Genomic DNA, 19,842 nt, shown 5'->3' with positions numbered 1-19,842 from the left:
CGGTGTACCAGGTGCGTAACGTGCCGGACATGGCCTTTCGGACCTGGGGCAGACTGCTGCTCACGGCGCTCGGGGTGAGCGTGCTGGCCGGGGCCGGTCAGCTCGGTGTCGCGTACGGCTTCGGCATCGTCCGGCTCACCGGCGCTTTCACCGGCACGACCGTCAACCAGTGGCCGGCCCAGCTCGTCTGGGTGGGCTGGTTCGCCGCGAACGCCGCCGTCGCCGGCGCCGTCCTGACCGGACGACTGGCGCGCCGGGACACCCCGGCGGCCAGCACCGGCCGGCAGCTGGCCATCGGTGGCGCTGCCGCGCTCGGCGCCACCGCCGTCGCGCCGCTGTGCATGCAACCCGCCCGAGCCGCCGAGCTGATCTCGGTCGACCCGGTCTGGGCGGTGGGCATCTGCGCCATCCTCGGCGCGGTCATCGGAGCGGGCGCGGCAATCGCCGTCCTGCTCCGGCCCGAGCTGGGCTGGAACATGGCGGCCGTGGCAGGCGCGGTATGGCTGGTGGCGCTGATCTCCGTCCTGCCGTCGCTCGGCACCACGGGCCCCCTGCCCACTGTGCGACTCGGCGTGCTGGAGCCGAGCTGGCTGGACGACGACGTCGCCCAGCGGCTGTCGCTGGTGCTGCTCCCGATCACGGCGCTGCTCGCCGGCGCCGCGACCGCCGGGTTCTCCCGCTGGCGGGGCCAGGTCCCCCTGATCAGCGGGGCCACCGGCGTGGCCGGTCCGGTTCTTGTGGCGTTCGCGTACCTGACCGCCGGCCCCGGTGACGCGGTGGACCGCTACCAGACCACCCCCTACTACGGCGCGCTGATCGCGGTCCTCGCCGGCGCGCTCGGCGCGGCGGCGGCGGCCCTGCTGCGCTGGCCGGTACGCGCCCGCGGCACCGCCAGCCAGGTGATCGAGCCGACCACCATCCTGCGTCCACTGCCCGCCGGTCCCGCCCTACCCGGTGCCAGGTCGACGGATCCGGTGGACGACCGCGACGCCACCGACCACCGGTCGGACGAGCCCACCACCGGGCGCACCGGCCTCGGGACCATCGCCGGCGAGCCCACCGTCACGGGGCGGACCGGTCCCGACCCGCACGCCGCCGACGCCGCGGTGCGCACCGTTCCGGCGCACTGGGACTGGCCGGGTACGACGGCGAGCGGCCAACACGGCCCAGCCACCCCCGACGCTCCCCGACCCTCCGCCGCCACGTGGGTGACCGCGCCGACCGGCGAACTCCTCGCATCGGACCAGGACCCCACCGCCGCGTCTCCCCTCGCCGGGCTGGACTCGTCGCTGAACGCCGACCTGTCGGACCGCCCGCTGGAGAGCGCCACGGGCCGCACGGTTCCGCCGATCGACGGCCTGTCGACGAGCGAAGGCACGGCCGCCGGGCGGGCGGACACCGGCACGGACGCCGACGACCAGGCCACGACCCGCGGGGGCACGACCGGCGCGAGCCCGACGGGCGGCACGAGCAGCAGCGGCGGCACGAGCGCGGCGGACGGTGACGCCACAGCGGCAACGCCGGCACCGAAGCCGCGCCGGACCCGCAAGGCGAAGTCCACCCCCTCCACCGCGGGCTTGGACGCCGACGGCACGCCGTCGACCACCGAGGCGGTACCGACCGCCCCGGTCCCGGCGACCACCGGAACCGGAGCGACCGCGACGCCCACCGACGGCACCCCGTCGAACACCGACGCCACCGCATCGCCCGCCGACGCCGCTGGCACCTCCGCCGCCGGTGCGGGCACGGGCACCGGACGGTCCAGGAAGGGCGTCCGGTCCGCGAGCGCCACCGACGGTGGCCGTCCCGCCGGCCGCAGTGCCCGGACCGACCCGGACACTCCCAGCGACCTGGACACCCCGGCCGCCACTCCGCAGAGCCCCGCCGCTCCCGAAAAGCCTCGCGACGCGGATGGCCAGGGAGCTGCGACGACGTCCGCGACGGCAGCCGAGGTCACCGCCTCCGAGGACGGCTCCGCCGCGCCTCTCTTCGGCGTGGTGTCCGCCGGCGACACGCAGCCGGACCGCTGGACGCCGACCCCGCCGGCCTGGCCCGTCACCTCGGGGCGTACGACAGCCGCGCCGGCCGAGGACGCCGAGTCGACGGTGCCGGACGCCGAGGCCAGCTCGGACCCGGTCGAGTGGACGCCCCGCCCCCGCCACCGGGCATCCCTGCCGGACCTGAGCCGGGCCACCAGCTGGGACGCGTTCAACACCACCAGGCGCCCTGGCCCGCCCGGCGTGCAGAACGTTCCGACGGACGCCTCCCGCAAGCCGTCGACCGACGTGCCAGCGTCGACCGACACGACGCCAGGTGACACGGCGGAGGCCGCCCCGACGGCGGGTTCGACCGCCTCGACCGAGCGCGGTGGCGGCCGTAGCGCGTTGGACCGGGCGGCTGGGCGCTGGCGCCGCGCGACAGGTACGTCGACCCGCTCCAGCGGGCTGCCGACGTCCGAGCCGGCTGAGGCACCGGAGCCGGTCCCGACCTCCCCTGTCGTGCCGGGGCAGGCTGATTCCGCGGTAGACCGCCCGGCGAACGCCGACCCGGCGGCCGGGGACGAGTCGGAGCAGCCCGTCCGGCGTGGACGGCTCGGCGGACTGTTCCGCCGCAACCGGTCCCGGGTGGACGAGGAGACCCGGCAGGTGTCGGACGCCGAGGAGCCGCTGCCGGCACAGGACGAGGAGTTCGTCGACTGGGTCGCCGGCCTGGGCAAGCCGGTGGCCGACAACGAACCGGACCAGGAGAACGGTCGCCGCTCGCTGCGTTCCACCGGGCGGCACCACCGCGACTGACCGGCCGCAGCAGGCAAGCGCGGTCTACCCGTCGAGCCGCTGCCGGCCCGCCCGTAGAAAGCGGGCCGGCACCGGACGGACGGATCAGGCAAGCGGCAGGTACACCCGGCTCCCGCCGGACACGAACTCCTCCGACTTGTCCTTCATGCCGCGGGCCGCGTACTCCTTGAGCTCCTGGGTGATCTTCATGGAGCAGAACTTCGGGCCGCACATCGAGCAGAAGTGGGCAGTCTTCGCCGGCTCGGCGGGCAGCGTCGCGTCGTGGTAGGAGCGTGCCGTCTCCGGGTCCAGTGAGAGGTTGAACTGGTCCTCCCAGCGGAACTCGAACCGCGCCTTCGACAACGCGTCGTCCCACGCCTGCGCGCCGGGGTGACCCTTCGCCAGGTCCGCCGCGTGGGCAGCGATCTTGTACGCGATCACGCCCGCCTTCACGTCGTCGCGGTCGGGCAGGCCGAGGTGCTCCTTCGGCGTCACGTAGCAGAGCATCGCGGTGCCGAACATGCCGATCATCGCGGCGCCGATCGCCGAGGTGATGTGGTCGTACGCGGGCGCGATGTCGGTGGTCAGCGGGCCGAGCGTGTAGAAGGGGGCCTCGTGACACCACTCCTGCTGGAGGTCCACGTTCTCCTTGATCTTGTGCATGGGCACGTGACCCGGCCCCTCGATCATCACCTGCACGTCGTGTTCCCAGGCGACGGTCGTGAGCTCACCGAGGGTACGCAGTTCGGCGAACTGCGCCTCGTCGTTGGCGTCCGCGATCGAGCCGGGCCGCAGCCCGTCGCCGAGGGAGAACGTCACGTCGTAGCGCGCCAGGATCTGGCACAGCTCGGCGAAGTTGGTGTAGAGGAAGTTCTCCTCGTGGTGCGCCAGGCACCACGCCGCCATGATCGAGCCGCCCCGGGAGACGATCCCGGTGACCCGGTCCACGGCCAGCGGCACGTACGGCAGCAGCACCCCGGCGTGCACAGTCATGTAGTCGACGCCCTGCTCGGCCTGCTCGACGACCGTCTCCCGGAACACCTCCCAGCTCAACTTCACCGGGTCACCGCCGACCTTCTCCAGGGCCTGGTAGATCGGCACCGTCCCGATCGGCACCGGCGAGTTCCGCACGATCGCCTCCCGGGTCTCGTGGATCCGCTTGCCTGTGGACAGGTCCATCACCGTGTCCGCACCCCACCGGGTGGCCCAGGTCAGCTTCTCCACCTCCTCGGCCACCGACGAGCTGACCGCCGACGTACCGATGTTGGCGTTCACCTTGACCAGGAACGCCTTACCGATGATCGCCGGCTCGCACTCGGGGTGGTTGACGTTGAGCGGCAACACGGCCCGACCGGCGGCGATCTCCGTCCGGACCAGCTCCGGGTCGACGTTCTCCCGGATCGCCACGAACTCCATCTCCGGCGTCACCACACCGGCCCGCGCGTACGCGAGCTGCGTCGGACGACGGCCGTCCGCGCCGGCAAGCGGCGTACCCGCGCCGCGCACCGGGGCCACGTCACCCCGCTCGGCGATCCACGGACCTCGCAGCGCGGGCAGCCCGACCTCCGGGTCCGATCCGGGGCCGGACGTGTCGTAGAGCCGCACCGGCGGCAGGTCCCCGGTCAGCCCGACCTCCGCGAACGGCACCCGCACATCCGGCCGCGAACCCTCGACGTACACCTTGCCTCGTGCCTGCACGACAACCTCCCTGGTGATCAAGCGGACCAGCCGAAGTGGTCCAGCGGCCCACGTCCCGCGCCCAGCTCCCAGCTCCGCGCGCCGGTCAGCCCGCGAAGCACGTACTCCTTGGCGGCCCCCACGGCCGCCGGCACCGGATCGCCGAGCGCGAGCCGCACCGCGATCGCCGCCGAGAACGAACACCCGGTGCCGTGGGTGTGCCGGGTGTCGACCCGGGGGGCGCGCAGCAGGGTGGTGACACCACCGCCGCACAGCACGTCGACGGCCTCGTCGCCGTCCACGTCACCGCCGGTCACCACGACGTACTCCGGGCCGCCGGCCGCGAGCGCCTCGGCGGCCACGACCATCGCGGCCACGTCGTCCACGTCGCGTCCGGTGAGGGCCGCGGCCTCCGCGCAGTTCGGCGTCGCCACCCTGGCGTACGGCAGCAGCCGCTCCACCGCGCCGACCACGCCGAGCCGGTGGCCGCTCGTGGCGACCAGCACCGGGTCGACGACGAGGTGCGGCAGCCGGCCGTCCCGGGCCGCCTCGGCCACCACGTCGGCGACAGCCGGTGTGCCGAGCATTCCCGTCTTGACCGCGCCGACCGTGAAGTCGCCGAGCACGCTGTCCAGCTGTTCGGCGACAGTGCGCGGCGGCAACGGCAGCACGGCGTCGACACCAGTGGTGTTCTGCGCGGTGACCGCCGTGAGGACGCTGGTGCCGTACGCGCCCATCGCGGCGAAGACCTTCAGGTCGGCCTGGACGCCGGCGCCGCCGCCGGAGTCTGAGCCGGCGATGGTGAGGATGGTGCGCGGGGTCATCTTTCCTCTTTGGTTGCGGTTTGGGGCTGCGGCCGACCGTGCCCACTCCGGGCGGTCAGGCTTGATCCCTGCGTGGGCACGGTCGGCCGCAGCCCACGTCGTGGAGACCTGGATGACCCCGCGCCGGGTTTTGAGAACCTTGGGGTGACCGCCTCGTGGAAGGCTCTGGTGAGGGTGGTGGCTGTTTCGGTGGGGTCTGGGGATCGCATTAGTGCGCCCAGCACCGCCACCCCGGCGGCTCCTGCTTGGACGCAGGCGGTCACCTGGTCTGGGGTTTCCACTCCGCCGAGGGCCAGAACGGGCACCGGGCTGACCTCGATCAGCTTTCGCAGGCCGTCCGGGCCGAGGGGTGGGCCGTAGCCGGGCTTCGTCCTTGTCGGCCAGACCGGGGAGACGGTGGCGTAGTGCTCGCTGGTCAGGCGGCTCAGCTCGACCACGCTGTGGCAGGAGCGGCCGACCAGTTGCCGGGGCGGTGGCGGGTACGGGCCGGCGGCGGGCAGGTGGACGGCGTCGCCGCCGAGCGGGTCCGGGCCCGCCACGACGAGGCTTCCGCCGACGTCGGCGAGGATCGCGCGCAGGTCGGCGGCGAGGGCGGCACGCTCGGCGCTGGGCAGGTCCTTCTCCCGCAGCACCACCCAGCGCACTCCCCCGGCCACCGCCCCCGCCACCACCAGGTCGAGCGGCCCTCCCGCGACCAGCCGATCGGTGAGCAGAACGACAGCCGACGGCACCGGCCCGGTCACAGGTCCGGTCTCCCCTCGTCGGGGGTGGATCCGAGGGCGTGGAAGCGGCGGGTGATCCGGCCGGCACCGGCGGCAAGGCGGCCCGCCTCGACCGCGTACCGCATCGCGGTTGCCATCGCCACCGGGTCGGCGGCCCTGGTGACCGCGCTGGCCAGCAGCACCGCGTCGCAGCCCAGCTCCATGGCCAGGGCCGCGTCGGACGCGGTGCCGATGCCGGCGTCCAGGATCACCGGCACGTCCACGCTCTGCCGGATCAGCCGGATGTGGTGGGGGTTGCCGATGCCGAGCCCCGAACCGATCGGGGACCCGGCCGGCATCACCGCGGCGCAGCCCACGTCGGCGAGCCGGCGGGCGAGCACCGGATCGTCACTTGTGTACGGCAGGACGGTGAACCCGTCGGCGACGAGCTCCTCGGCGGCACGCAGCAGCTCCACCCCGTCGGGCAGGAGTGTCCGCTCGTCGCCGATCACCTCCAGCTTCACCCAGTCGGTGTCGAACGCGTCCCGGGCCAGCCGGGCCACCTTCACCGCCTCGGTCGCGGTGTGGCAGCCGGCGGTGTTCGGCAGCAGCCGTACGCCGCAGCGGTCCAGCAGGTCCAGCAGCCCACCGCCGGTGCCGGGGGCGGTGTCCACCCGGCGCAGGGCCAGGGTGACCAGCTCGGTCCCGGAGGCGCGGATCGCCTGCTCCAGCACATGCAGGTTCGCGGCTCCGCCGGTGCCGAGGATCAGCCGCGATCCGAAGGTCTCCCCACCCAGCTCGAACGTCACGCCGCTCACCCGCCCTGCGCGGCGGTGAGCACCTCGACCCGGTCACCGTCGCGCAGCACCGTGACCGGCCAGCCGGCTCGGGGCACCACCTCCCCGTTGACCGCCACCGCCACTCCCCGGTGCTGCGGGGCGATGTCGCCGACGAGGTCGGCCACCGACGTACCACCTGCCACGCTGCGTCCGGTCCCGTTCACGGTCAACTCCACTGGTCCCCCTCCGTCGTCCGATCAGGTCCGCCACCGGCACCGGCGAACCGGTCCGCTCCGAAGGGCGCGAGCAGCGGATCGGGGACGCCGGTGAGCACCAGGTCCGCGATCAGGTCGGCGGTGACCGGGGTGAGCACGATGCCGTGCCTGTGGTGCCCGGTGGCGGCGAGCACGTCCGGCCGGCCGGGCAGCGGTCCGAGGACCGGCGCGTTGTCAGGGGTGCCGGGGCGCAGCCCCGCGACGGCCTCGACGAGGTCGTACTCGGCCAGCTCGGGCAGCAGGTCGACGCCGGCGCGGAGCAGCCGCAGCACGGCGCCGGCGGTGACAGTGGTGTCCGTGCGTTCCTCGACGGTCGCGCCGAGCACCACCTCGCCGTCGGCGCGGGGCACCGCGTACACCTGCTCGCCGTCGGCGTACCCCCGGATGACGTGCCGGAAGCCCGGCGCGACGCCGCCGGGCGCGCGCAGCCGGAGGATCTGGCCCTTCACCTGCCGCACCGGCAGCCCGGTGAGCGCGGCGGCGCCGCAGCCGGCGGCGACCACCGTGACCCGCGCGTCCAGGTCGGACAGTCGGCGGACCGGTCGCGGCACGAGCACCGCGCCGGCCCGCTGCGCGGCCGTGCGCAGCGCCGGCACCAGCAACCGCGGATCGACCTGGTGGTCGGTGGGCGCGAGCGCCCCGCCGCGCACCCTCGGCGCGAGCGCCGGCTCGCGGTCGCGCAGACCGCTGGGCAGCAGCGGGGTCACCGGCAGGCCCAGACCCTGCTGGTACGCCCAGAGCCGCCGCGCCTCGGCCAGGTCGTCACCGGTCAGGCCGACCATCAGGGTGCCCTCGGTCCGGTAACCGAACTCGACGCCGCTCGCCTCGGTCAGCTCGGCGGCGAACGCCGGCCAGCGCGCGGCGGACGCCAGCAGCAGCCCGGTCAGCTGCCGCTCACCGAAGTACGCCTCGGCGACCGGGGAGAGCATGCCGGCGGCCACCGCCGAGGCCCCCGACCCGGAGGCCGGATCGTGTACCACCACCCGCAGCCCCCGGGCGGCCAACCGCCAGGCGACGGCCAGTCCGATCGGTCCGGCCCCCACCACCGCCACGTCGACGGCTGCTCCGTCGCCTGTCACGCCAGTGCCCGCAGCAGCTCGGCGGTGGCACGGGCCGGGTCGGCGGCGGTGGAGATCGCACCGACCACCGCCACCCCGTACGCCCCGGCGGCGCGCAGCGCCGGCACCCGGGCGGCGGTCACCCCGCCGATCGCGATGACCGGGACGTCTACCGCGTCGGCGACCGCGCGTACCCCCTCGGGGCCGATGGGGTCGGGCAGTCCCGCTTTGGTGCTTGTGGCGTGACACGGTCCGACGCCCAGGTAGCTGGCCCCGGCGGTGACCGCCCCGGTCGCGGTCCCCGGCGCCCGGGCTGTGGCGCCGAGCACCGCGGTGGGGCCGAGCACCAGGCGGGCGGCGCCGATCGGCAGGTCGTCGGCTCCGACGTGCCCACCGGCGGCACCTGCCGCGAGCGCCACGTGCAGGCGGTCGTTGACCAGGCAGGTCGCCCCGTACGGCGTGCAGAGCGCCAACACCGCACCGGTCAGCTCGTACGCCTCGCGGTCGGTGGCGGAGTCCTCGACGCGGACCTGCACCACCAGCTCGGCACGGGCCGCAGTGAGGGCGGCGCGGACCACGCCGAGGGGGTCGCGCCCCGGTCGGGTGTCGGTGATCAGATGCAGTCGTCCAAGGGACGGCACGGCAACGCTCCTCCCTGCGCCGGCATTATCCGGATCAGGTTCGACGGTCGGGGGCTGTCAGCCCCCCTCTCAGCCCGGTACACCGGGCTCCCGTGGGTTACTTGCGTGTCACCGTACGACAGATCCGCCGGCCTGCCAAGGGAGGGGTCGGCGGCCGGGCACCACCAAATCGACAGGGTGCTTTCTCCCGGTCCCGTTCGGAATGTCGCCCGCCGTTGCAGAACCGTTACCCGCCGGCATCTTGCCCGACATCGAGCGAGCCGAATTAATTTGTTCAGCGATTCGACAAAATGCCGGCGTGGACGCCCTGGCACGGCGTCCCCACCGGCTCCATCCGGGACGGTCTTCGGCGAGCCGGCCCCCGCGTATTCCTGTCCACTGCGACATTGGAGGCGGCGTGTCCCGTTCTCGTCGTGCCCGAAAACCCATCACCGCGACCCTCATCGCCCTGGCCCTCGCGTCGACGACCCTGCTCGGGTCCCCGGCGCAGGCGGCCCCCGCTGCCGCCCAGATCCCCCCGCGCGACGCGCAAGCCGCGACCCCGGTGACCCAGGTGGTGCCGAAGGCGCCGAAGGCCGCCGCCGCCGACCCCTTCTCCGTGCTCGTCTTCTCCAAGACCGCCGGCTTCCGGCACGACTCCATCCCGACAGGCATCGCCGCCATCCAACAGCTCGGCGCCGCCAACGGATTCACAGTCGACAACTCCGAGGACGGCGCGGTATTCACCGACGCCAACCTGGCGAAGTACAAGGCGGTCATCTGGCTCTCCACCACCGGTGACGTCCTCAACGCCGACCAGCAGGCGGCGTTCGAGCGGTACGTGAAGGCCGGCGGCGGTTACGTCGGCATCCACGCCGCCTCGGACACCGAGTACAGCTGGGCCTGGTACGGCGACCTGGTCGGCGCGTACTTCGCCAACCACCCGCAGAACCAGCAGGCCACGGTCAAGGTGGAGGACCACGCCCACCCGTCCACCGCCGAACTTCCGGACCGCTGGTCCCGGTTCGACGAGTGGTACAACTTCCAGACCAACCCCCGGCCGGACGTGCACGTGCTGGCCAGCCTGGACGAGAAGAGCTACACCCCGGGCGCGGGCGCGATGGGCGCCGACCACCCGACCGCCTGGTGCCAGGACTTCGACGGCGGCCGATCCTGGTACACAGGCGGTGGACACACCCGGGAGTCGTACGCCGAGCCCGAGTTCCTCAAGCACCTGCTCGGTGGCATCCAGACGGCGGCCGGCGTGGTCGACGCCGACTGCGGCGCCTCGAAGACCGCGAACTTCGAGAAGGTCTCCCTGGACAGCAACACCAGCAACCCGATGGAGCTGGACATCGCCCCCGACGGGCGGGTCTTCTACATCGAGCGCGACGGTCGCGTGCAGATCATCAAGCCGGACACCGGCAACACCGTCACCGCCGTCGACCTGGACGTCTTCACCGGCAACGAGGACGGCCTGATCGGCATCCGGCTCGACCCGGGCTTCGCCACCAACAGGTGGGTGTACCTGTACTACGCGCCGAACGACGGCGTCACCCGCAACCTGCTGTCCCGCTTCACGGTCACCGGCGACACCATCGACCTGGCCAGCGAGAAGCAGGTGCTGCGGGTGGACACCCAGCGCAACACCTGCTGCCACGCCGGCGGCAGCATGACGTTCGACGGCGACGGCAACCTGTACCTGGCCACCGGTGACAACACCAACCCGTTCGAGTCGAACTCCTACTCGCCGCTCGACGAGCGGCCGGGCCGTCAGGACTACGACGCGCAGCGCACCTCGGCCAACACGAACGACCTGCGCGGCAAGGTGATCCGGATCCACCCGGAGGACGACGGGACGTACACAGTTCCGGCCGGCAACCTCTTCGCGCCGGGCACCGAGAAGACCCGTCCCGAGATCTACGCGATGGGCTTCCGCAACCCGTTCCGGATCGGCACCGACCCGAAGACCAACACGCTGTACGTGGCGGACTACGGGCCGGACGCCAACTCCGACAACCCGAACCGCGGCCCTCGGGGCCTGGTCGAGTGGAACATCGTGACCCCCGGCAACTACGGCTGGCCGTACTGCACCGGGACGAACGAGGCGTACAACGACTACACGTTCCCGTCCGGCCCGAGCGGCCCGAAGTTCGACTGCGCGGCGCCGGTGAACAACTCGCCCAACAACACCGGCCTGACCAACCTCCCGCCGGTCGTGCCCGCGACCGTCGACTACGGGTACGCCGGTGACGCGCGTTACCCGGAGATCGGCGGCGGTGGCGCGCCGATGGGCGGCCCGGTCTACCGCTACGACGCCGACCTCAACTCGACCCGCAAGTGGCCGGCGTACTACGACGGCAAGGCGCTGCTCGGCGAGTGGAACCAGAACAAGATGTACACCATGCAGCTGACGGCCGACGGCAAGTCGTTGGTGGACATCAACCAGCTGCTCACCGGCATGACCATGGTCCGTCCGATGGACTTCGAGTTCGGCCCCGACGGCGCGCTGTACCTGATCGAGTGGGGCAGCGGCTTCGGCGGCAACAACGACAACTCGGGCGTCTACCGGATCGACTACACCGCCGGTGACCGCGCGCCGATCGCGGCGGCGTCCGCCACCCCGACCTCCGGTGCGGCACCCCTGGCTGTCACCTTCTCCAGCGCCGGATCCCGGGACCCGGACGGTGGCACGCTCACCTACGCCTGGGCCTTCGGCGACGGGCAGACCTCCACCGAGGCGAACCCGACGCACACGTACGCCACGGCCGGCAACTACACCGCCCAGCTCACCGTGACCAACCCCAAGGGCCGTACCGCGGTGGCCAACGTGCCGATCACCGTGGGCAACACGTCCCCGACCGTGACGATCGAGTTCCCGCCGGACGGCGGGTTCTTCGAGTGGGGTGACCAGGTCCGCTACTCGATCAAGGTGACCGACCCGGAGGACGGGGAGATCGACTGTGACCGGGTGAACCTCCAGGTCCTGCTGGGTCACGACGAGCACGCCCACCCGCTGGAGCAGCACACCGGCTGCACCGGCACCGTCCAGACGTCGCTCGCCTCCGGGCACGGCGCCGAGGCGAACGTGTTCGCGGTCTTCGAGGCCACCTACACCGATGACGGTGGCGCCGGCGGGGCCAGCCCGCTCACCGGCCGGGTGATCGAGGTCCTGCAGCCCAAGCGCAAGCAGGCCGAGTTCTTCACCGCCACCGGGCGCGCCCCGGTGAGCACCGGCGGCGGCGACGCCGGCGTGCAGCGCGAGACCGGAGCCGACAGCGCGGGCGGCGGTCAGAACATCGCGTTCATCGAGGACGGCGACTGGTGGTCGGTGGCCCCGGCGGACCTGCTCAACATCACCGAGATCCGGTTCCGGGCCGCCTCGGCCGCCGCCGGTGGTCGGATCGAGGTCCGCGCGGGCGCGGTCGACGGACCGGTGGTCGCCACGGCGACAGTGCCGGCGACCGGGGCGTGGCAGACGTACACGGACGTGAGCGCACCTGTCACCGGCGCCGCGAGCGGTTCGCTGTACTTCGTGGCCCGCGATCCGAACGGCGGAGCGGGTTCGCTGTTCAACGTCAACTGGATGGACTTCGTCGGTCGGGGCGTCACCGAGAACGCGCCGCCTGTGGTCACCGCCACCGCAACCCCGGCGACCGGCACCGCGCCGGTCACCGTGGCATTCGACGGCACGGCCACCGACGCCGAGGGCGACACCCCGCTGACGTACGCCTGGGACTTCGGTGACGGCGGCACGGCGTCCACGCTGGACGCCAGCCACACGTACGCCAGCCCGGGCACGTTCACGGCCACCCTCACGGTGACCGACAGCAAGGGCGCCAAGTCGTACGCCACCGTGCCGGTGCGGGTCGACGCCCCGGACACGTCCTGCTTCGGGGCGCGTTCGGACGACTTCAACGGCAACAGCCTCGACAAGGCCCGCTGGTCAAGCATCATCCGGGAGAACCAACTCTACTCGCTCAGCGGCGGCGCGCTGCGGCTGCCAACCGGTGTGGGTGACCTCTACGGCGCCCGCAACGACGCCACCAACCTGGTGCTCCAGCCGGCGCCCACCGGCGCGTGGCAGATGACCACAAAGGTCACCCTCCCCGTCACGGCCAACTACCAGCAGGCCGGTCTGCTGGTGTACGGCGACGACGACAACTACGCCAAGCTGGACCTGCTGTACAACGGCAGCCGGCGGGTGGAGTTCATCCGGGAGACCGCCGGCACGCCTCGCAACGAGGCCGCCGACAGCGCCGCCGCACCGGCCGGTGACACCGTGTACCTGCGGATCACCAGCGACGGGACGAACCTGACCGCCGCCGCCTCGGCCGACGGGCAGACGTTCACCCCGGTCGGCCGGTCGGCCGCGCTCGCCGGCATCACCAACCCGCGGATCGGGGTGTTCGCGCTCAACGGCGGCACCGAGGCTCCGGTGGTCGACGCGGCGTTCGACTCGTTCCAGGTCACGCCGGACGCCCCGGCCGGCCCGGTCGACCCGTCGGACGAGTTCACCGGCGACACGCTGGACAAGTGCCGGTGGGACGCCATCGTGCGGGAGGACCCCGCCGGTTACCGGGTCACCGGTGGCGCGTTGCGGATCGACGTGCCCAACGGTGACATCTACGGCACCGACAACACCGGGCCGAAGAACTTCATCCTCCAGACCGCGCCGTCCGGCGACTGGACCCTGGAGACGAAGGTCGACGGCAGCCTGCTGAACGAGCAGTACCAGCAGGCCGGTCTGCTCGTGCAGGCGGACGACGACAACTACCTGAAGTTCGACTTCATCGCGGACAACCAGGCCGGCCAGGCGGTGACGCGGCGGATCGAGTTCCGCAGCGAGATCGCCGGGACGGTGCAGAACCCGCAGCCGGAGGCGACAAGCCTCACCTCGGCGGTGTGGCACCTGCGGCTGGCCCGCACCGGTGACACGTTCACCGCGTCGTACTCGGCCGACGGGACCACCTGGACCGCGTTGGAGGCGCTCACCAACAGCGCGGTGGGTGCCACCCCGAAGGTCGGGTTGTTCACCCTCGGCGCCAACCAGACCGCCTCGAAGACCGTCGCGTTCGACTACTTCCGGTTGAGCACGAAGGCCGCCGACGAGACCGCGCCCGTCACCACGGCGACGGTGTCCGGCACCCCGACGGAGGGGTGGTACACCGGGCCGGTGACGGTGACCCTCACCGCCGCCGACGAGGCCGGCGGCAGCGGTCTGGCCGGTACGGAGTACCAGCTGGACGGTGCCACCACCTGGACGGCGTACACCGCCCCGGTTGAGGTCAGCGGCGACGGCGAGCACGAGCTGCGGTTCCGCTCGACCGACCAGGCCGGCAACGTGGAGTCGACGAAGACCGTCTCGGTCAAGATCGACGCCACCGCGCCGGTGACCACCGCGACGTTCGCTCCGGCGAACGACGCGGGCTGGCACAACGGGACGATCCCGGTGGTGCTGACGTCGACCGACGCCGGTTCCGGGGTCAGGACGGTGGAGTGGTCGCTGGACGGTGGCGCGTGGACGCCGTACACGGCACCTGTCGAGGTGACGGGTGACGGGCAGCACGAGCTGCTGTACCGCTCCACCGACAAGGCGGGCAACGCCGAGACGCTCAAGTCGGCGATCCTGAAGATCGACGGCACCAGGCCGACGCTGCTGGTCTCCGGCATCGCCGACGGCCAGCTCTACGGTGACAGCCAGGACGTCCGGGTGTCCTGGCAGGCCGTCGACCCCACCTCGGGCATCGCGGGCGTGGTCGGCCAGCTCGACGGCAGGGCGTACGCCAGCGGCACCCTGCAGGCCATGTACGAGCTGCCGCTCGGCCTGCACGAGCTGACCGTCACCGCGACCGACAAGGCGGGCAACACGACCACCTCGAACGTCCGGTTCTTCGTCACCACCTCGTTCCGGGACATGCAGAACCTGCTGGACCGGTTCAAGGCGACGGGCCGGCTGTCGGCCAAGGCGCACAAGCAGTTGACGGCGAAGCTGGACGCGGCCCGCCAGGCCGAGGCGGCCGGCAACGACGCCAAGGCGATCAAGCAGCTGACGCAGTTCCGGACGCTCGCCGCCGACGCCACACTGGTGGCCGAGGCGGAGGTCCGGGACGTCCTGATCCGGGACGCCGACGCCATGATCGTCAGGCTTGGCGGCACGGCCAGTAAGGCCGGAGTCAAGGCGAACGACGGCGAACCGGTCAAGGGCGCCGGGCGGCTCGGTGGCGATGCCACCCGGTTGGCACCAGGTCGCCAGCTCTGATCCGACGAGGCCCCTCCCCGACGCCGCGCGGCGTCGGGGAGGGGCCTCCCTCATCGGTAGTGGGGAGATGTCCGTGACGGGTATCCGCAGATTGATCGCCGCCGTGTTCGTGGGGCTGACCCTGACCCTGTTCGCCGCGACCCCGGCGGCCGCTCGGGCCGACAAACTCAAACTGACAGTGGCCGGCGACGGAGCCGAGGGGGTCACCATCCAGGCCACCTACGCCGACGGCCGTCGGCTCGACAGGGTGGTGCGGCTGGTCCTCACCGCCACCGGCCCGGACGGGCAGAAGGTCGGCCCGCTGCAACTGGAACCGCAGCCCGAGGGGCAGGGCTTCTACAGCAGCGGCCCGGTGCTCTCCGCCGGCGCCTGGAAGGTGACGGTGAAGGCTCCGGAGCCGTACCGGAACGAGGCCACGGCGACGGTGCGGGCCCGGGCCGCACAGTCCCCGCCGGCGCCCGCCCCGGTCGCGGTGACCGCGCCCGCCGACGGGACGACCGGACGCGGGGGCGCTGCCGGTTGGTGGCCGTTCGCGGCGGCCGGCCTGGTGCTCGTCGCCGCGGCGATGGGGGTGGCCATGCTGTTCGGCCGCCGCCGCACCGACTGACCAACTGGCACTCAAGAACGCACGAACAACGACCGGGCCGGGCCGCGACGAGCGGCCCGGCCCGGCGTCGTCCGGCTCAGAGAACGGCGCGCAGCGGCCAGGTCCTCGTCGCTGGGCTCCCACGTCCCGGCTGCGGCGTTGCCCCGCACCTGCTCGGGCGTCGTGGCGCCGGCGATCACCGAGGTCACCGCCGGCTGGGCGGCCAGCCCACCGATAGCCACCTGGAGCATCGTCAGGCCCCGCTCGTTCGCGTACGCCTCGATCGCCTCGATGGTGTCCCAGTCGGCGGCGGCGAATCGCTCGGCGTACCGGCCACCGCCGGAGAGCCGGCTGCCGGCCGGCGGCCGCTCGCTGCGCTTGTACTTGCCGGTGAGCAGGCCGTTGGCGAGCGGGAAGAACGGCAGCATGCCGAGGCCGAACCGCTCGCAGGCGGGGATGACCTCGGTCTCCACCGAGCGTTCCAGCAGGCTGTAGTGGTTCTGCGCGCTGATGAAGCGGGAGCGGCCGTTTGACGAGGCGACCCAGTCGGCGTCGGCGATCTGCCAGCCGGCGAAGTTGGAGTTGCCCAGGTAGCGCACCTTGCCGTCGCGGACCAGGTCGTCCAGGGCGGCGAGGGTCTCGTCGATCGGGGTGCCCGGGTCGGGCTCGTGCATCTGGTAGAGGTCGATGTGGTCCGTGCCGAGCCGGCGCAGCGACGCCTCGACCGCGCGGGCGATGTAGCGGCGGGCGCCACGCGCGCCGAAGTCGGGCCCGTTCAGGCCGTTCATGTCCATGCCGAACTTGGTGGCCACCACCACGTCGTCGCGGCGACCCTTGAGGGCCTGCCCGAGCAGCTCCTCGGAGGCGCCCTGCGGTTCACCGTAGATGTCGGCGGTGTCGAACAGGTTGATTCCGGCGTCCAGGGCGGCGTCGACCACCGCGCGGGTGCCGTCGAGGTCGAGCTTGCGGCCGAAGTTGTTGCAGCCGATGCCGACCACGGACACCACGAGCCCGGAGTCGCCCAGCCGGCGATAGGTCATGTCAGTCACGAGATCCACCCTATGCCGGCCGGCTGCGGCAGACCTGGGCGGCGGCTCAGCCGACCACCTCGTTGACCAGCGCACGAGCTGCGCCGATTGTGTCCGCCAGCTCGGTGGGGCTGCGACCGACGGCGCCAAGGAGCGCCTGTGCCCGCTGCGCGAAGTCCGGCGGCGCGCCGGGCAGCCGTCCCGTGGCGGCGATCATTCCCTTTTCGTTGACCAACCATCGGCCCGCTCGGGCGTGCAGCACCTGGGCCAGCACCCCGACCACCCGGAACAGGCATCCGGCGACGTAGCCGCTGTCCCCACCGGCGCTGGCCTTGGCCGCGCCGGCCAGCAGGAACCCGGCCTCCCAGCCGCCCGCCACCAGCGCGTCGGCAAGCGCGGGCGGGTACTCCCGGGTCTGCTCCTTCAGGCGGGTCAGCTGGCCGGTCGGGTCCGCGAGCACCTGACACAGCGCGACCTCGCCGACGTAGGCCGACGAGTAGAACCCGAGCGGGTGCCCGGCCTGCACCCCGACCTCGTACCGGCCGGCCCGGCAGTCCGTCCAGGCACGGTCCACCCGGTCGAGGTCCCGGTAGATCCAGTCGACAGCGGCCCCGCCGATCCGCAGCCATCCACCGCCGTCGACCCAGGGGCCCCAGCCACCGGGGGCGGTGAGCGCCACGTCGGTGTCGTCGGTGACAGTCGCGGCGACCGCTCGCAGAGCCGGCACGTCAAGCTCGCCCCGGTAGTACAGGCCCAGGTCCCAGTCGGAGTCCGGGCGGTGCTCGCCGCGTGCCCGGCTGCCACCGAGCGCCACGGCGACCACTCCTCGGACGGCGCAGAGCCGGTCGGGCAGGTCGGCGGGGATCACCCGACGTCCCAGACCGGTTCCGGGGTCTCCACGACCTCGTTGTCGCCCCGGAACAGCACGAACCTGTCGAAGGACCGGGTGAACCAGCGGTCGTGGGTGACCGCGATCACCGTCCCCTCGAACGCGTTCAGGCCCGCTTCGAGCGCCTCGGCGCTGGCCAGGTCGAGGTTGTCGGTCGGTTCGTCGAGCAGCAGCAGGGTGGCGCCGGACAGCTCCAGCAGCAGCACCAGGAACCGGGCCTGCTGGCCACCGGAGAGGGTGCCGAAGCGCTGGTCGCCCTGCCCGGCCAGCTCGTAGCGGCTGAGCACCCCCATGGCGGCGTGCCGGTCCATCCCGGTGCGGTGGTCGTCACCCCGCCAGAGGATCTCGACGAGCGTCTTCGACATCAGCTCCGGCCGGTCGTGGGTCTGCGAGAAGTGCCCGGGGCGGACCCGGGCACCCAGCCGGGCCGTGCCGTCGTGCGCCACCGGGGCGAGCGCGCCCGCCCCGTCGACAGGTCCGTTCGCCGGGTCCGGGTCGGTGCCGCCCCGGGCCAGCAGCCGCAGGAAGTGCGACTTGCCGGTGCCGTTGGCGCCGAGCACCGCGACCCGGTCGCCGTACCAGATCTCCAGGTCGAAGGGGAACGTCAGGCCGTCCAGCTCCAGCTGCTCGCAGACGACCGCGCGCTTGCCGGTCCGCCCGCCGCTCAGCCGCATCCGGATGTCCTGGTCCTTCGGGGGTACGGGCGGCGGCCCGGCCTCCTCGAACTTGCGCAGCCGGGTCTGCGCGGCCTGGTACCGCGAGGCCAACCCGTCGTTGTACGCCGCCTTCTGCTTGTACATCAGCATCAGCTCGCGCAGCTTCTGGTGTTCCTCGTCCCAGCGTCGGCGCAGCTCGTCGAGGCGGGCGTGCCGGGCGACGCGCGCCTCGTGCCAGCTGGCGAAGCCACCCGGGTGCACCCAGGCGCTGCCGCCCTCCACGGCGACGACCCGGTCGGCGGTCTGGGCCAGCAGCTCGCGGTCGTGCGAGACGTAGAGCACCGACTTGGTCGACTCGCGCAGCCGCGCCTCCAACCACCGCTTGCCGGGCACGTCGAGGAAGTTGTCCGGCTCGTCGAGAAGCAGCACCTCGTCCGGGCCGCGCAGCAGCAGTTCCAGGGCGAAGCGCTTCTGCTGGCCGCCGGAGAGCGTCCGCACCGGACGGTCCCGGGCGGCGTCCCACGGCAGGCCGAGCACGATTGTGGAGACGGTGTCGAAGAGCACCTCTGCGTCGTACCCGCCGACCTCACCCCAGGCGCCCAGGGCGTCGGCGTACGCCAGCTGGGCCTTCCCGGCGGCGGTGCTGTACTTGCCGCGGACCTCGGCGGCCCGCATGACCGCCTCGGTCTCGGCGAGTCGGAGGCCGGCGTCGCGCAGCGCCGGCGGGGCCAGCGACAGCGCCAGGTCGGCGAGCGTCGACTCGTCTCCGATCATGCCGATGAACTGGCGCATCACGCCCAGGCCGCCGGCGCGCGCGACGACCCCGGTACGCACCGGCAGGTCCCCGGCGACCATCCGCAGCAGCGTCGTCTTACCCGCGCCGTTCGGCCCCACCAGGGCGACCTTGGCGCCCTCACCGACCCGGAACGACACGTCGGCGAAGAGTTCCCGACCGTCGGGCAGGATGTGCCCGACCCCTGCCACGTCCACGTATCCCACGCCGGGATCCTGCCGCAGACGGCGGCGGGGGCATATCCATTTACCGGGTGACCCGCAGCACCCGGAAGCCCTTCTGGCTGGCGTGCCGCTCGACCTGCCAGCCCTGGTCGGTGAGCCAACGGTGCAGTGAGTCGCCGCCGAGGTGCCGGGCGACCACCAGCCAGGCGACACCGTCCGGGGCGAGCCGGGGCAGCCACCGCAACAGCAGCTTGTGCAGCTCTTCCTTGCCGATCCGGATCGGCGGGTTGGACCACAGCTCGGTGAACGTCAGGTCCGCGGGTACGTCGTCCGGCGCGCTCACCCGGACCCGGTCGCCGGCGCCGATCCGGGCGGCGTTGGCGGCGGTGAGGTCGCGGGCCCGGGCGTTGACGTCGACGGCCCAGACGGTGCTCGCCGGTGCCACGTCGGCCAGGACGCACGCGATGGGGCCGAACCCGCAGCCGAGGTCGAGCAGGTCGCCTGTGGTGTCGGCGTCGGGCAGCTCCGCCTTGCGCAGCAGCACCGCGGTGCCGGGGTCGAGCCGACTGGCGGAGAAGACCCCGCCGGCCGAGGCGAGCCGGTAGTCGCGGTCGGCGACGGAGAACTCGACCTCGCGCGGCGGAGCGTCGCCTGCGGGTTGAGCGGTGAAGTAGTGGTCGCCGGTCACGCCGGCAATTCTCGCACCGGTCGGGACGCGTGCCGACACGGCCCACGCATACATTTCCCGTTATTACC

General features: G+C 72.8%; 14 protein-coding genes and 1 riboswitch. Of the genes, 3 read left to right on the top strand and 11 right to left on the bottom strand.

Going from position 1 to position 19,842, the window contains the following annotated elements:
- Window positions 1-29 precede the first annotated feature (29 nt).
- Complete coding sequence (locus tag ACFY1S_RS11210) at window positions 30-2,795, top strand: hypothetical protein (RefSeq protein WP_387115518.1); 2,766 nt, start codon at window positions 30-32, stop codon at window positions 2,793-2,795.
- Window positions 2,796-2,879: 84 nt separating this feature from the next.
- Here the strand turns inward: ACFY1S_RS11210 and thiC are convergent, their stop codons facing one another.
- The 7 genes from thiC to thiE form a co-directional block, all read right to left on the bottom strand.
- Window positions 2,880-4,472: a phosphomethylpyrimidine synthase ThiC gene (thiC, locus tag ACFY1S_RS11205; protein WP_387115515.1), complete on the bottom strand. Its 1,593-nt coding sequence runs from the start codon at window positions 4,470-4,472 to the stop codon at window positions 2,880-2,882.
- A 17-nt stretch (window positions 4,473-4,489) separates the two neighbouring features.
- A complete protein-coding gene (thiD, locus tag ACFY1S_RS11200; protein ID WP_387115512.1) occupies window positions 4,490-5,275 on the bottom strand; it encodes a bifunctional hydroxymethylpyrimidine kinase/phosphomethylpyrimidine kinase in 786 nt (261 codons plus the stop codon).
- Window positions 5,272-6,018 carry a thiamine phosphate synthase gene (locus tag ACFY1S_RS11195; protein ID WP_387115509.1) on the bottom strand — a complete coding sequence of 249 codons (747 nt, stop codon included), beginning with the start codon at window positions 6,016-6,018 and terminating at the stop codon, window positions 5,272-5,274. The genes thiD and ACFY1S_RS11195 overlap by 4 nt, the downstream gene beginning before the upstream one ends.
- A complete protein-coding gene (locus ACFY1S_RS11190; RefSeq protein ID WP_139585996.1) occupies window positions 6,015-6,794 on the bottom strand; it encodes a thiazole synthase in 780 nt (259 codons plus the stop codon). Before ACFY1S_RS11190 ends, ACFY1S_RS11195 begins: the two co-directional genes overlap by 4 nt.
- Window positions 6,791-6,991: a sulfur carrier protein ThiS gene (gene thiS, locus ACFY1S_RS11185; RefSeq protein ID WP_139585994.1), complete on the bottom strand. Its 201-nt coding sequence runs from the start codon at window positions 6,989-6,991 to the stop codon at window positions 6,791-6,793. Before thiS ends, ACFY1S_RS11190 begins: the two co-directional genes overlap by 4 nt.
- A complete protein-coding gene (gene thiO / locus ACFY1S_RS11180; protein WP_387115505.1) occupies window positions 6,982-8,109 on the bottom strand; it encodes a glycine oxidase ThiO in 1,128 nt (375 codons plus the stop codon). The genes thiS and thiO overlap by 10 nt, the downstream gene beginning before the upstream one ends.
- On the bottom strand, window positions 8,106-8,729 hold the full coding sequence (thiE, locus tag ACFY1S_RS11175) for a thiamine phosphate synthase (protein ID WP_387115502.1): 624 nt from the start codon (window positions 8,727-8,729) through the stop codon (window positions 8,106-8,108). The genes thiO and thiE overlap by 4 nt, the downstream gene beginning before the upstream one ends.
- Window positions 8,724-8,833: riboswitch (TPP riboswitch) on the bottom strand. Its footprint overlaps the gene before it by 6 nt.
- Window positions 8,834-9,126: 293 nt before the next feature.
- On the opposite strand from thiE, the gene ACFY1S_RS11170 reads away from it, so the two are divergent.
- Both ACFY1S_RS11170 and ACFY1S_RS11165 read left to right on the top strand, forming a co-directional pair.
- A complete protein-coding gene (locus ACFY1S_RS11170) occupies window positions 9,127-14,970 on the top strand; it encodes a ThuA domain-containing protein (protein WP_387115499.1) in 5,844 nt (1,947 codons plus the stop codon).
- A 73-nt stretch (window positions 14,971-15,043) separates the two neighbouring features.
- Entirely contained in the window at window positions 15,044-15,577 is a 534-nt protein-coding gene (locus ACFY1S_RS11165; RefSeq protein WP_387115496.1) for a hypothetical protein, read from the top strand.
- 11 nt (window positions 15,578-15,588) lie between these two features.
- On the opposite strand, the gene ACFY1S_RS11160 is transcribed toward ACFY1S_RS11165, so the two are convergent.
- The 4 genes from ACFY1S_RS11160 to ACFY1S_RS11145 are packed head-to-tail and all read right to left on the bottom strand — an operon-like array spanning window position 15,589 to window position 19,774.
- Entirely contained in the window at window positions 15,589-16,614 is a 1,026-nt protein-coding gene (locus ACFY1S_RS11160) for an aldo/keto reductase (protein WP_387115493.1), read from the bottom strand.
- 37 nt (window positions 16,615-16,651) lie between these two features.
- The gene (locus ACFY1S_RS11155) at window positions 16,652-17,452 is read right to left on the bottom strand and encodes a nucleotidyltransferase domain-containing protein (RefSeq protein ID WP_387115490.1); all 801 of its coding nucleotides are present in this window, start codon (window positions 17,450-17,452) and stop codon (window positions 16,652-16,654) included.
- Window positions 17,449-19,128 (bottom strand): ABC-F family ATP-binding cassette domain-containing protein, encoded by a 1,680-nt coding sequence (locus ACFY1S_RS11150; protein ID WP_387115487.1) that lies wholly within the window; start codon window positions 19,126-19,128, stop codon window positions 17,449-17,451. Before ACFY1S_RS11150 ends, ACFY1S_RS11155 begins: the two co-directional genes overlap by 4 nt.
- A gap of 40 nt (window positions 19,129-19,168) precedes the next feature.
- Window positions 19,169-19,774, bottom strand: a complete 606-nt coding sequence (locus tag ACFY1S_RS11145) for a class I SAM-dependent methyltransferase (RefSeq protein ID WP_387115484.1) — start codon at window positions 19,772-19,774, stop codon at window positions 19,169-19,171.
- Between the last annotated feature and the right edge of the window lie 68 nt (window positions 19,775-19,842).

The organism is Micromonospora sp. NPDC000663 (genome assembly GCF_042898105.1).
Lineage (GTDB): Bacteria > Actinomycetota > Actinomycetes > Mycobacteriales > Micromonosporaceae > Micromonospora.
The sequence above is the reverse complement of the archived record's forward strand: the minus strand, read 5'-3'. Positions and strand labels throughout refer to the sequence as shown.